Annotated in this window: 9 protein-coding genes and 1 pseudogene; 7 read left to right on the forward strand and 3 right to left on the reverse strand. The window is 65.5% G+C overall.

The features are described from left to right. Window positions 1–163: 163 nt before the first annotated feature. The 3 genes from CHB74_RS14105 to CHB74_RS14115 all read right to left on the reverse strand — a co-directional run bounded on the left by CHB74_RS14105 (window position 164) and on the right by CHB74_RS14115 (window position 3686). Window positions 164–1327, reverse strand: coding sequence for a glycoside hydrolase family 130 protein (locus CHB74_RS14105; RefSeq protein ID WP_089220272.1), 1164 nt, complete (start codon window positions 1325–1327; stop codon window positions 164–166). 123 nt (window positions 1328–1450) lie between these two features. Continuing rightward, window positions 1451–3013 carry a leucyl aminopeptidase gene (locus CHB74_RS14110; protein ID WP_089220273.1) on the reverse strand — a complete coding sequence of 521 codons (1563 nt, stop codon included), beginning with the start codon at window positions 3011–3013 and terminating at the stop codon, window positions 1451–1453. A 67-nt stretch (window positions 3014–3080) separates the two neighbouring features. Beyond that, window positions 3081–3686, reverse strand: coding sequence for a DUF938 domain-containing protein (locus tag CHB74_RS14115; protein ID WP_089220274.1), 606 nt, complete (start codon window positions 3684–3686; stop codon window positions 3081–3083). A 185-nt stretch (window positions 3687–3871) separates the two neighbouring features. On the opposite strand from CHB74_RS14115, the gene CHB74_RS14120 reads away from it, so the two are divergent. The 7 genes and pseudogenes from CHB74_RS14120 to CHB74_RS21640 form a co-directional block, all read left to right on the forward strand. Beyond that, window positions 3872–4579: an alpha/beta fold hydrolase gene (locus CHB74_RS14120; RefSeq protein WP_089220288.1), complete on the forward strand. Its 708-nt coding sequence runs from the start codon at window positions 3872–3874 to the stop codon at window positions 4577–4579. Between the two features lie 281 nt (window positions 4580–4860). Next, on the forward strand, window positions 4861–7860 hold the full coding sequence (locus CHB74_RS14125; protein WP_425442285.1) for a response regulator: 3000 nt from the start codon (window positions 4861–4863) through the stop codon (window positions 7858–7860). Beyond that, window positions 7845–8717 (forward strand): CheR family methyltransferase, encoded by an 873-nt coding sequence (locus tag CHB74_RS14130; RefSeq protein ID WP_089220276.1) that lies wholly within the window; start codon window positions 7845–7847, stop codon window positions 8715–8717. Before CHB74_RS14125 ends, CHB74_RS14130 begins: the two co-directional genes overlap by 16 nt. Continuing rightward, window positions 8707–10518: a response regulator gene (locus CHB74_RS14135; RefSeq protein WP_089220277.1), complete on the forward strand. Its 1812-nt coding sequence runs from the start codon at window positions 8707–8709 to the stop codon at window positions 10516–10518. The genes CHB74_RS14130 and CHB74_RS14135 overlap by 11 nt, the downstream gene beginning before the upstream one ends. 93 nt (window positions 10519–10611) lie before the next feature. Continuing rightward, a complete protein-coding gene (locus CHB74_RS14140) occupies window positions 10612–10800 on the forward strand; it encodes a hypothetical protein (protein WP_089220278.1) in 189 nt (62 codons plus the stop codon). A 71-nt stretch (window positions 10801–10871) separates the two neighbouring features. After that, window positions 10872–12827 (forward strand): hybrid sensor histidine kinase/response regulator, encoded by a 1956-nt coding sequence (locus tag CHB74_RS14145; RefSeq protein ID WP_245842932.1) that lies wholly within the window; start codon window positions 10872–10874, stop codon window positions 12825–12827. Between the two features lie 184 nt (window positions 12828–13011). Further along, a pseudogene (locus CHB74_RS21640) lies at window positions 13012–13121 on the forward strand (IS5/IS1182 family transposase); the annotation flags it as partial.

A 13121-nucleotide genomic window follows, 5' to 3' on the forward strand; every position in this document is an offset into this window, starting at 1 on the left:
AATTTTCTTTCGTCATCCCCGCGCGGGCGGTTGAGGAGATCGAGGAAGGTGAGGGTTGCGCGCGGTTCTGCCGGCTTCCGGCGCGCACGGTGCTGCCGAAGCAACAACATGGCGCCCAGGTTGCGTCACATAAGCGACCGCGACGACCGATGCGCCCAGTCCTTCAAAGGCCGAAATGCGCCTTGGGGATATGGGTGATCCGGCAGGCGAGATCGGCCTCGCCCGAGGCGACGATGAAATGGTCGCCACCGTCGACGATCCCGGTCGTGAACACCACATTGTGCAGATACATCAGTTCCTCGATCGGCCGGGTCAGTTCGGGCGCGGGTTCGAGGAGGGGGGTGTCGTCGCTATGGAGGGTGCGGCTGGGATCGTCGCGGTCGAGCAGCGACCAGTAGGTGCGATAGATGCCGACGATCTCGTGCGGCTCCACCCCGTGCCACAGGGTCAGCCAGCCCTTGTCGGTCAGCACCGGTGGCGCGCCGCCACCGATCCGCGCCGTCGCCACCGTGCCCGATCGCGGGCGGATGCCGGGCGCCAGATGCGGCTTCCAGTGCAGCGCATCGGGGGAGGTGGCAAGGTTGATCGAAGGGCCGGCGCGCCATTCACTGCCCGGCGGATATGCGAAATAGAGGTCGCCGAGCGGGCGCGTCTGCGCCCAATATCGTCCGTCGATCAGCCCTTCGAAGATCAGCATGTCCTTGTTCTGGTGATCGAGCACCACGCCTTCGAACCGCCAGTCGAGCGCGTTGTCGGAACTGTGGAGCGTCGTCGCATGGCGCTCGGGGCTGACCGAACAGGTCGTCATCCACCACCGATCGCCGACCTTGCTGATCCGCGCATCCTCTATGCCATAGCATTGCACGTCATGGGCCGGCGCGATCGCGCGATCATAATGCACCGCCACCCGTTCCAGCCCGTCGGGCGAAAGCTCCACCGGCAGCAGCCAGGACAGCGAGGTCAGCGCCATCACCTTCCACCCGCCGCCATGGAGCATGAACTTGCGCGGGTCCGCCGTGTCGGCCTGATCGAGCGGCCAGGGATCGAGGACATAGCGGCCGGTGCCTGATGGCGAACCGCCCCCGGAACCCTGCTTGTCGCCGGCCACCCAGCGGATCGCGTGGACATGGCCGTCGCGGATCGGATCGCGCAGCGCCTCGGCCACGCGCACCATCATCAGCAGATTGCCGTTGGGCAGCCGGGTGAAGCCCGGATTGAACGCGCCCAGCACATAGGTTTCAGCGTCGAGATGCCCCGCCAGCGGCGATCGGGCGAGATCGACTTCGCCGGGTGTGAAGATCAGCCGGTCGGTTACGAAGCGGCTCATGGGTGGCAGGGTGCCGCAGGCGGGCATCGAGGGCAAGCCGGGGCGGGCAAGATGCGAATTTACCCGCGCGGTGCGCTTGCGCCGCTATCCCGATCATGGCCGGGATAGCGGCCGTGGCGGCGCTTATTTCCCCCCTTCGCCCGCGCCGCGCGGCACGGGCTGGTAATCGCGCACGAAGCGATCGAGCAGGCGGACGGCATAGCCGGTCGCACCCTTGCGCGCGGTGGGCTGTTCTTCGCTCGTCCAGGCGGTCGACGCGATGTCGATATGCGCCCAGGGCGTCGCCGGATCGATGAAATAGCCGATGAACTGCGCGCCATGGCCGGCACCGGGATTGCGCCCTTCGGTGGAATTGCGAACGTCGGCGATGTCCGATTTCACATCCTTGGCGTAGCTTGCGTGGAGCGGAAGCTGCCACAGCAGTTCGCCCGTCGCCTTGCCGGCGGCGACAAGCTGCCCGGCCAGCGCATCGTGGCGGCTGAACAGGCCGGCATATTCATCGCCCAGCGCGCGGCCGACGGCGCCGGTGAGGGTGGCAACGTCGATGATCGCCGACGGGTTGTAGCGCTTGTCGGCATAGGCCACCGCATCGGCCAGCACGACGCGGCCTTCGGCATCGGTGTTGACCACTTCGATCGTCTTGCCGCTGTAGGTTTTCAGCACGTCGCCGGGGCGGGTGGCGCCGCCGCCGGGCATGTTTTCCGCAAGCGCCGCGAACGCGACGACATTGACCGGCGCGCCACGCTTGGCGAGCGAGAGCACGGTGCCGACGACGGCGGCGGCACCGGCCATGTCGGTCTTCATTTCCCACATGCCGGTGCCACCCTTGATCGAGATGCCGCCCGAATCGAAGGTGATGCCCTTACCGGCCAGCGCGATCGGCTGGGCGGGGGCGCCGGTGCCCTTATAGGATACGATCAGCAGCCGCGGCGGCCGGCGCGAGCCTTGCCCGACACCGAGAATGCCGCCCATGCCGAGCCGTTCGAGCGCGGGCACGTCGAGCACCTCGACACTGGCGCCGGCCAGCCCGCGAAACGCATCCTGCGTGCGCGCGACGAAACTTTCGGGATAGATGATATTGGCGGGCTCGCTGACCAGATCGCGGGTGAAGGCGACGGCGTCGGCCAGTGCGCGGACATCGCGCTGATCCGCCTTGCGCGCGGCATCGGCTTCGGCGGTGACGATGGTGAGCGCGGCGGACTGGCCGGGCTTCGCCGGCGTCACATCGACATGATATTTGTCGAAGCCATAGCCGCCGAGCGTGGCGCCGAGGGCGAGATCGCCGGCGGCGGCGTTGCCGAGGCCGGTGGCGACGAGCGCGACCGGGCCGTCATCGGCCGACGTCTTCTGCGCGGCGAGGCCGCCGATATCCTGCAGATCGGCCGGGAGCGGCGCGGCTTTGCCCATGCCGATGACGAGGATGTGGGCGTGGCCGCCAATGCCGCGCAGCGAAAGCGTGGAGCGGGCCTTGTAATCGAACGCGGCGGCGGTGAGCGCGCGGGCGATGGCGGCGCGATCCGCCTCGGCCAATGTGGCGCCGCGCACGGCAAGATCGTCGGCGCTGGCCAGCGGCAGTACGATCGTGCCGGTGCTGGCGGGTGCCGCCGCATAAGCGATCGGGCGGGGGGCGGCGGAAACGGGGGTGCTGAGCATCGTGGCGGCCATGGCCGCGGCAAACAGGCGCATCGGGGATCCTTGGCAGGAAAGGGTGACTGGCGACGAGCCTAACGCCGTGCCGCCGTTGGACAATCGATCAACCGTAACGAAATATGACAAGGATGTTGTTGGCCGGCAGTTCGACCACGCCTTCGGCGGTGAAACCGGCATGGCGCGCGACAGCGGCCACGTCCGCCAGATCGCGCAGGCCCCAGGCCGGGTTGCGCGCCTTGAGATCGGCATCGAAGGCAAGGTTGCTGGCGGCGGTTTCCACGTCGGCGCGGAGATAGGGGCCATAGAGGATCAGCGGCGCGCCGGGCGAAAGGATGCGCGCGGCCCCGGCGAACAGGCCGAGCGTGGCCGACCACGGGCTGATATGGACCATGTTGATGCAGACCAGCGCATCGGCGCGGTCGATCGGCCAGTCGGGCGCGGATGCATCGAGCAGAAGTGGCGGCCGGAGATTGGGCAGTCGCGCGGCCTCCGCCCAGCCACGGATCGACCCCAGCGCGTCCAGATCAGGATCGCTCGGCTGCCAGGTGAGGCCCGGCAGCGCGCCCGCGAAATGCACGGCATGTTCGCCGGTGCCGCTGGCGATTTCCAGCACGAGGCCGGTGGCGGGCAGGGCATCGCGCAGCACGGCAAGGATCGGATCGCGGTTGCGGGCGGTGGCGGGCGCGTGGCGGCGGGCATCGTGGGGCATCGGCCACCTAAAGCATGTCGTGCCGTATCGGGCCAGCCGCGCTTTTAGGATAATCCGGCCTTCGCCGGATTGCGGCCCCGGTCCGCGTTCTCATAATGCTTTCGCTTACTTCGTTCACCCTCGCGCAACCCGATGGCGTGCATTACGTTGTCATCGCCATGTCACACACGCTTCATCATCCGGTCATGCAGGACCATCCCGAGCCGGCGCTGGCCGATGGCGGCGTGCCGCCGCTGGCGCGTTTCCTGGCCGAAGGGCAGGCGCTGGTGTCGCGCCCTTTTACCGCATGGGCCGCGCGGCGGATCGCGGCGACGCGCCGGGCGGACGGACGCGCGGTGATGGTGATCCCCGGCTTCATGGCGCGCGACATCTTCACGCTGCGGCTGCGGCGGATGCTGCGCATCGCCGGCTATGCCCCCCATGGCTGGGGGCTGGGTATGAACCGTGGCGCGACGCCGGACCTGCTCGACCGATTGTGCGAACAGCTCGACGCCATCGCGCTCGATGAAGGGACGCCGGTTTCGCTGATCGGATGGAGCCTGGGCGGGCTTTACGCGCGCGAACTGGCGAAGCTGCGGCCGGAACTGGTCGATCGCGTGATTACGCTGGGCAGCCCCTTTTCGGGCGATCTGCGCGCCAACCGGGCGTGGAAGCTCTATGAACGGCTGAACGGGCATCCGGTGGACCAGCCGCCGATGCAGGTGGACCTGACCAGAAAGCCGCCCATGAAAACCTTTGCGCTGTGGTCCGCCAATGACGGCATCGTCGCCCCCGCCTGCGCGCGCGGCCTGCCGCACGAGGCGGACAGCAATGTGGAGGTGAAGTGCCGCCACATGGACTTCGTTTCCGCGCCCGCCGCCATCACCGCGATCTTCGACGCGCTGGAAGCCTGAACGGGCGGGGCGGGCCGCTTCCGCGCGTCATGCGCGACTGACACCCGCCCCATGCCTGCACGCTTGGCATTTGCGCTTCGAGAAGGCATGACTTTCGAAATGCTTGTCGCGTTCTGCGGCAGGGATCCCGTGTGAGATGTCGATCCGATGCGCCGCTCGATAGTCGTTGCGCCAGTCTGAAGAGGTAATGAAGCGATATGGGCAAGCAAAAAGCAGGGATAATGTCCGCGTGGCTCTATGCCGGTCTTGCTGTCTTGCTTGGACTTCCTTTCGCTGCCGATATGATCTTCCCGTTGGGAACGGCGGTATGGGTGGCCTATTTGCTTCCCGTCGTATTGTCCTATCTTGCGGTCCGGCCACAGCTGCCGTTGATCGTCGCGGCGCTGGCCACCTTGCTGACGATCGCGGGCTATCATCTGGCCCCCGCGGGCGTCGACCCGGCCATCGCCATCGGCAACCGCGCCCTGGGCACGGTGATCGGCTGGATGCTGGCGAGCATCGGCTTCTTCTTCATCCAGAACCGGCTGACGATCCAGCACGAGGAATGGCTGCAGGCCGGCGAGGTCGGGCTGGCGCAGGCGGTAGCGGGCGATCGGCCGCTCGACGAACTGGGCGCCAACGCGCTCAGCTTCCTCGCCGAATATCTCGATGCGCAGGCCGGCGCGCTCTACATCAGCAATGGTGACGGCTTCGTCCGTTGCGCCAGTTACGGTGTCCCCGCCCATGCCGACATCCCGGAACGCTTCGCCGCCGGCGATGGCCTGCTGGGGCAGGCCGTGCGTGACGAGCGCGCCTTCGTCCTTTCGGACGTGCCCGAAGGCTATCTTTATTACGGCTCGGCGCTGGGAAGCGCGAAGCCGGGCGCGCTGATCATCGCGTCGGTCAAGGCCGAGGATGCCGTGAACGCCGTGATCGAGCTTGGCCTGAGCGGCGCCAATGTCGATCGGGCGATGGCGCTGCTCGATCGCGCGGGCGATCAGCTGAGCGTGGCGGTGCGATCGGGCAAATATCGCGCGCGGCTGCGCGAACTGCTTGAGGAAACGCAGCAGCAGGCCGAGGAACTGCAGGTCCAGAGCGAGGAGCTGCGCGCCAATAATGATGAGCTGGAGGCGCAGAGCCGCCAGCTGCAGGACTCGCAGTCGCGGCTCGAATTGCAGAAATCCGAGCTCGAACAGACCAACGCCCAGCTGGAAGGGCAGACCCGGCAGCTGGAGCTTCAGCGTGACGATCTCGCCCGCGTGCAGGCTTCGCTTCAGACGCAGGCGGCGGAACTGGATCAGGCCAGCCGCTACAAATCCGAATTCCTGGCGAACATGAGCCACGAATTGCGGACGCCGCTCAATTCGCTGCTGATTATGGCGCGCCTGCTGGCCGAAAATCGCGAGGGCAACCTGCATGATGAGCAGGTGCGCCATGCGGAGATGATCGAGACGTCGGGCAATGATCTGCTGACGCTGATCAACGACATTCTGGACATCTCCAAGATCGAGGCGGGCAAGCTCGAACTGCAGCCCCGGCGCGTCCGCATCACCGCGATCCTCGACAAGCTGCAGGCGATGTTCGGCCCGTCGGCCGAGGCCAAGGGGCTTCGGTTCGAGGCGCAGGCGGAGGGCGATGCGCCGCTGGAGATGGAAACCGATCCGCAGCGGCTGGAACAGGTGCTCAAGAATTTCCTGTCGAACGCGATCAAGTTCACCGATTCCGGTTCGGTCGCGCTGAAGGTTGGTGCGCGCGCCGACGGGCGGCTGGCCTTTGCGGTGCGGGATACCGGCGTCGGCATCGCGCCCGATCAGCAGCAGATCATCTTCGAAGCCTTCCGTCAGGCCGATGGCACCGTCAGCCGCAAATATGGCGGGACCGGCCTTGGCCTTTCGATCTCGCGCGAGCTTGCCCGCCTGCTTGGCGGCGAGGTGGCGGTGGAAAGCGTGCCGGGAGCGGGCAGCACCTTCACCCTGATCGTGCCGCCTTCTTTCGACGGCGCGCTGGCGACGCCGGCGGCCGAGCCGGCCCGGCCGCTGCCGCAGGTGGTGAAGCCGCTGCGTCGCCGCGAAGCCGCGCTGGTCAGCGACGATCGCGAACGGCTGAGCGGGGATGCGCGGTTGATCCTGATCGTCGAGGACGATCCGGCCTTCGCCAAAATCCTCTGCGACATCGCGCATGAGTTGAAGTTCGAATGCCTGATCGCCGGCACGGCCGACGAGGGCGCTTTGATGGCGCGGCAATATCTGCCCCATGCCGTGATCCTCGACATGAACCTGCCGGATCATACCGGCCTTTCGGTTCTCGATCGGATCAAGCGCGACGTGCGCACCCGGCACATCCCCGTCCATGTCGTATCGGTGGGCGATGACAGCAAGGCGGCGCTGTCGGGCGGCGCGATCGGCTATCTGTTCAAGCCGGTGAAGCGCGACGCGCTGATCGACATGCTGGAAGGGCTGGAGGCGCGCATGTCGCAGCGCATGCGCCGCGTGCTCGTCGTCGAGGATGATGCGCGGCAGGCCGAAAGCATCAAGCTGCTGCTCGCTTCGCGCGATGTGGAGACGATCGAGGCGCATTCGGCCGCCGAATGCTGCGCGTTGCTGGGGCAGGAAACGTTCGATTGCATGGTGCTCGATCTCAACCTGCCCGACGCGTCGGGCCTCGATCTGCTCGAACGGCTGAGCGGCGACGAGACGGTCGGTTTCCCGCCGGTGATCGTCTATACCGGCCGCGATCTTTCGCAGGACGAGGAACTGCGTCTGCGGCGTTATTCCAAGTCGATCATCGTCAAGGGCGCGAAATCGCCGGAACGGTTGCTCGATGAAGTGACCCTGTTCCTCCATCAGGTCGTATCCGACCTGCCCGAGCAGCAGCAGCAGCTGATCACCAAGTCCTTGAATCGCGACGCAACCCTCGACGGACGAGAAATTTTGGTGGTCGAGGACGACATACGGAACGTCTATGCCCTTGCGAGCATTTTCGAGCCGCATGGTTCAAATGTCCGCATCGCCCGGAACGGGCGTGAAGCATTGCAGTTGCTGGATGAAGCCGGGCGGGGCCTGTCCCCCCCGGTCGATCTCGTATTGATGGATGTGATGATGCCGGAGATGGACGGGCTGACGGCGACGCGCGAGATCCGGTCGCAGGCCTGGGGCAAGGACTTGCCGATCATCTCGTTGACCGCGAAGGCGATGGAGCGCGACCAGCAGGAATGCCTGGAGGCCGGCGCCAATGATTATCTCGCCAAGCCGCTCGACGTGGACAAGCTGCTCAGCCTGGCGCGGGTCTGGATGCCGCGATGAGCGAGGTTTTCCTGCCGCACGAGGATATCGAACTCGATCTGCTTCTGGACGCGATCTGGCGACATTATCATTATGACTTTCGGGGCTATTCGCGCGGATCGCTGCACCGCCGGCTGATGCGGGCGCAGCAGCGTTTCGGTTGCGAAAGCCTGTCCCAGCTTCAGCATCGCGTGCTGCGCGAACCGGCGGTCTTTGCCGAACTGATGGGTTTCCTGACCATTCAGGTGAGCGAGATGTTTCGCGATCCCGCTTATTTCCGCGCGCTTCGTGAACAGGTGATCCCGCATCTCAGAACCTATCCGTCCATCAAGGTGTGGATCGCGGGTTGCGCCAATGGCGAGGAATTTTATTCGCTGGCGATCCTGTTTCGCGAAGCGGGGCTGGAACAGCGTACCATCTTTTACTGCACGGATATCAGCCCGGCGGCGCTCACCAAGGCCGAAGCCGGGATCTACAGCCTCGATCGCATCCAGCAGTTCACCGAAAATCACCGCCTGTCCGGCGGCACGCGATCCTTGTCGGATTATTACACGGCGGCCTATGGCGCGGCCGTGTTCGACAAGACGCTGCGGCGCCGGGCGGTGTTTGCCGAACATAATCTCGCCAGCGATGCCGTTTTCTCGGAGGTCCATCTGGTTTCCAGCCGCAACGTGCTGATCTACTTCGATCGCGAGCTTCAGGATCGCGCGCTGGGCCTGTTCAGCCAGTCGCTGGTGCGCGATGGGTTTCTGGGGCTGGGTTCCAAGGAATCGCTGCGCTTTTCGCGATATTCCGATGGCTTTTCCGATTTTAACGAGGCCGAGAAGATCTATCGGCGCAACCTTGTCTCCAGCCGGGAACTGAGCGATGCCGCCTAGCGCGATCAAGATCCTCGCGGTCGACGATGTCGAGGACAATCTGACCGCGCTCGAGGCGCTGTTCAAGGGATCGGCCGTCGAACTGCTCAAGGCGCGATCGGGCGTTCAGGCGCTCGAACTGCTGCTGGTTCACGATGTCGCGCTGGCGCTGCTCGATGTCCAGATGCCGGGGATGGACGGTTTCGAACTGGCCGAACTGATGCGCGGGATCGAACGCACGCGGCGCGTGCCGATCATCTTCCTGACCGCCGTCGCGACCGATGATCGCCGCCGCTTCAAGGGCTATGAAACCGGTGCGGTGGATTATCTTCTGAAGCCGGTCGACACGCAGATCCTGCGCAGCAAGGTTCAGATCTTCGTCGAACTTTTCCGCCAGCGCGAGGAACTGGCGCGCCAGCGCGACGAGCATGCGGCGGCGCTGGCGCGGTTGAACGCCCATAGCGACAATTCACCGCTAGCCATCGTCGAATTCGACGCCCGATTGCATGTCATCGCCTGGTCCAAGGGCGCGGAGCGCCTGTTCGGCTGGCGATCGGCGGAGGTGGCCGGGTTCACGCCGCGCCAGTTCGCCTGGCTCGATCCCGACGACGCGGCGCCCTTTGCAGCCCTGATGGACGATCTGATCGCCGGGCGCCGGTTGCGCGACATGCAGCCGATGCGGATGCGGACGGCGGAAGGGCTGCGGGTCGATTGCGAATGCTATTGTTCGGCGCTGCTGGACGGGCAGGGGCGGCTGGTATCGATCAACCTGCAGATACTGGACGTCACCGATCGCAAGCGTGCGGAGGATACGCAGCGTCTGCTGGTCGGCGAGCTCAACCATCGCGTGAAGAACACGCTGGCATCGGTGCAGGCGATCGCCGAACAGACGTTGCGCCATTCCAGCGGACCTTCGGATTTTGCGCCCACCTTCACGGGCCGTATCCACGCGCTTGCGCGCGCCCATTCGCTCTTGAGCAACACGACATGGCAGGGTGCCAGCCTGCGCGATCTGATCAACGGCCAGATCGATATCGGCACGGTCAATCCCGCCCAGCTCGTCATCGACGGCCCCGAGCTGGATCTGGCGCCGGAGCTGGCGCTGCATCTGGCGATGATCCTGCACGAGCTGGTGACCAACGCCCACAAATATGGCGCGCTTTCCGTGCCCGGCGGCCGCGTCTCATTGACCTGGGTCGTTGAAGGCGATGATCTCAGGATGGAATGGGTGGAACGCGACGGCCCGATCGTCAGCGCGCCGCGCCGGCGCGGCTTCGGCACGGCGCTGATCGAACGCAGCCTCAAGGCGGAAGGCGGATCGGCCACGCCCGGCTACACGCCGGAGGGCGTGGCCTGGACGCTGCTGGTGCCGATCGGCGCGCGCATCCGCCCTGTGGAAAGCGTCGAGCCCGTTATCGCACCCGCACCGCCTAAGGATGTGGTGGCCGATGCGCGCGTGCTGGCGGGGCAACGCATCCTGATCATCGAGGATGAACCGCTGGTCGCGATGGAGATCGCCGCCGCGGTCGAGGATGCGGGGGCCGTGCCGCTGGGGCCGGCCTCCACCGTCGCCGAGGCGCTCGACCTGATCGAAACGAGCGAGGCCGATCTGGCGGTGCTGGACGGCAACCTGCAGGGGGAGGCGGTGGACGTCATCGCCGCCGAGCTGACCGATCGGCGCATCCCCTTCCTGTTCGTGACGGGTTATGGCCGCGATCATCTGCCGCCCCGGTTCCGCGATGCCGCGCTGGTCGGCAAGCCGTTCCACCCGAACGGCCTGCTCGTCGCGATCGAACAACTGCTCGTACCCCAGGCGGGTTGAGCGGTATCATTCCGTAGGATTAGTCGCGGAACCTTCGGCGCGGGCCTTCGTAGGGCAGGCGCTATGACGTTGATTGTGAAAAAAGAGCAGCCGATGAACGAAGCGTTGGACGATCCGCATTATCTGGAGCGGCGTGCCGAACAGGAAATCGATCTTGCCCAGACGGCGACCCACCCGGCGGCGGTTCGGGCGCACTATCTGCTGGCCGGCCATTATCTCGATCGGCTTTACGGGGAAGGGGACGAGGCCGTGGATTCTGCCGACGAACGATCGGTGGCATGATCCCATCGGGCGGCGGGCAAATCCCGCGAAACTTTAGGCATTGCCGAGGGTTTGGTTTGCGTAGCTGACACGTGAATGCGGGAACGATCGCCAACATGGACGAAACCGGGTGCGCCGAGACTCCACTGACGGAAGATGGCCGGTACCGGCTGCTCGTCGATGCGATCACCGATCATGCGATCTATATGCTCGATCTGGATGGGCGCGTGACCAATTGGAACACGGGCGCGCAGCGGCTGAAGGGATATCGCGCTGACGAGATTGTCGGCCGGCATTTTTCGAGCTTCTACACCGATGAAGATCGCGCTGCCGGCCTTCCGCGCCGGGCATTGGAGATCGCGGCGTCGACCGGCAAGTTCGAACAGGAAGGCTGGCGCGTCCGCAAGGATGGCGAGCGTTTCTGGGCACATGTCACGATCCTTCCGATCGTGACGCCGGAAAGCGGCCATATCGGCTATGCCAAGCTGACGCGCGACCTGACCGAACGACAGCGCGCCGAGGCCGATCTGATGCGGCAGGATCAGCAATTCCGGCTGCTCGTCCAGAGCGTCACCGATTATGCGATCTACATGCTCGATGCCGACGGTCTGGTGTCGAGCTGGAATCCCGGGGCTGCGCGGATCAAGGGCTATAGCGAGCAGGAGATCATCGGCCGGCATTTCGAAACTTTCTATACCGAGGAGGACCGGCTGGCCGGCGCCCCCGCGCGTGCGCTGGAAACGGCGCGCCGCGAAGGGCGCTTCCTTGGCGAAGGCTGGCGCGTTCGCCGGGACGGCAGCCACTTCCGCGCCAACGTCGTCATCGATCCGATCCACGCCAGCGACGGCCAGATCATCGGTTTCGCCAAGATCACCCGCGACGTGACCGAACGGGTGGAAGCGCAGATCGCGCTCGAACAAGCGCATGAACAATTGTTCCAGGCGCAGAAACTCGATGCGATCGGCCGGCTGACCGGCGGGATCGCGCATGATTTCAATAATCTGCTGATGGCAATTCTCAGCAGCCTTGAACTGCTGCGCAAGCGCCTGCCGGATGATCCGCACGTCCAGCGCCTGCTCGACAATGCGGTGATGGGCGCCGATCGCGGGGTGGGCCTCACCCAGCGTATGCTGGCCTTTGCGCGACGCCAGCATCTCAAGCCCGTGCGCGTTGCCGTGCCGGCGCTTGTTCATGGCATGACCGATCTTCTGCAACGCTCGCTCGGCCCGGCCTGGCCGATCGAGGCGCGCTTCCCGCTCGACCTGTGCAACGTCAAGGCGGATGCCAACCAGCTCGAAATGGCGCTGCTCAACCTGATTGTGAATGCGCGCGACGCGATGCCGGATGGCGGGGTCATCACCGTTTCCGGGCGCGATCGGGTGGTGGGGGCGGAGGGGCTGCACGGCCTGCCCGCCGGGCCTTATGTGGTGCTGAGCGTCAGCGACCCCGGCACGGGCATGGACGCTGAAACGCTTTCCCGCGCGACCGAGCCTTTCTTCACCACCAAGGGCGTCGGCAAGGGGACGGGGCTTGGCCTGTCAATGATCCACGGCCTGATCGAGCAGCTGGGCGGTAAGTTCGTGCTGCAGAGCAGCCTTGGCGAGGGAACGACGGCGGAACTGTGGCTGCCCGCCATGCCTGCGCCCGACGCGCCGGCAAAGGCGACCGCGACGGCGGCCAACGTGCCGGCTGCCGCGCGCCCGCTGAACGTGCTGGTGGTCGACGATGATGCGCTGGTGCTGATCAATTCCGCCGCGCTGCTGGAAGATCTGGGCCATGTGCCGCTGGAAGCCGCGTCGGCCGAGGCGGGCCTGACCCTGCTGCACAGTCACCCGGAGATTGACCTGATCATGACCGATCAGGCCATGCCCAACGTCACCGGCGTGGAACTGATCGTAGCCGCGCGGGCCGAACGCCCCGACATTCCGGCGATCCTGGCCACCGGCTATGGCGAGTTGCCGGACGATATCGACTTCAAATTCTTCAAGCTGCAGAAGCCGTTCAGCCAGATCGATCTGGCAAGGGCGCTCTCCGCCGTGATCGCCTGAGGCGTCGCATCGATCGGGCTGAAATCGCGCGGCGGAACGCAGCCAGCGCTATTTCGTGGCCTTTCTCACCGCCTTAAAGGAAATCTACCACCAGTTTGCAGCGGACGGCGCTAGGCTGTAGTGACATTTTAGGGATTCACGTTGGACTGGATTTCTGATTCAACGCTGACTTTTGGAGGTTGGCGTGGAAGGGGAAGTTCTGCGGGACGATCAGTGGGAGCGATTGCGAGAGTTTGTTCCGGGCGGCCGCAAGGGTAAGCGCGGCCCGCGCAGTGATGGCAGACTGTTTCTCGA

Source organism: Edaphosphingomonas laterariae (assembly GCF_900188165.1).
Taxonomy (GTDB): Bacteria; Pseudomonadota; Alphaproteobacteria; order Sphingomonadales; family Sphingomonadaceae; genus Sphingomonas_E; species Sphingomonas_E laterariae.

What these genes read in the sequence shown, in the direction of transcription:
- CHB74_RS14105 (WP_089220272.1), bottom strand. Translation starts at nt 1,327, where the DNA reads ATGAGCCGCTTCGTAACCGACCGGCTGATCTTCACACCCGGCGAAGTC.
- CHB74_RS14110 (WP_089220273.1), bottom strand. Translation starts at nt 3,013, where the DNA reads ATGCGCCTGTTTGCCGCGGCCATGGCCGCCACGATGCTCAGCACCCCC.
- CHB74_RS14115 (WP_089220274.1), bottom strand. Translation starts at nt 3,686, where the DNA reads ATGCCCCACGATGCCCGCCGCCACGCGCCCGCCACCGCCCGCAACCGC.
- CHB74_RS14120 (WP_089220288.1), top strand. Translation starts at nt 3,872, where the DNA reads ATGCAGGACCATCCCGAGCCGGCGCTGGCCGATGGCGGCGTGCCGCCG.
- CHB74_RS14125 (WP_425442285.1), top strand. Translation starts at nt 4,861, where the DNA reads ATGATCTTCCCGTTGGGAACGGCGGTATGGGTGGCCTATTTGCTTCCC.
- CHB74_RS14135 (WP_089220277.1), top strand. Translation starts at nt 8,707, where the DNA reads ATGCCGCCTAGCGCGATCAAGATCCTCGCGGTCGACGATGTCGAGGAC.
- CHB74_RS14140 (WP_089220278.1), top strand. Translation starts at nt 10,612, where the DNA reads ATGAACGAAGCGTTGGACGATCCGCATTATCTGGAGCGGCGTGCCGAA.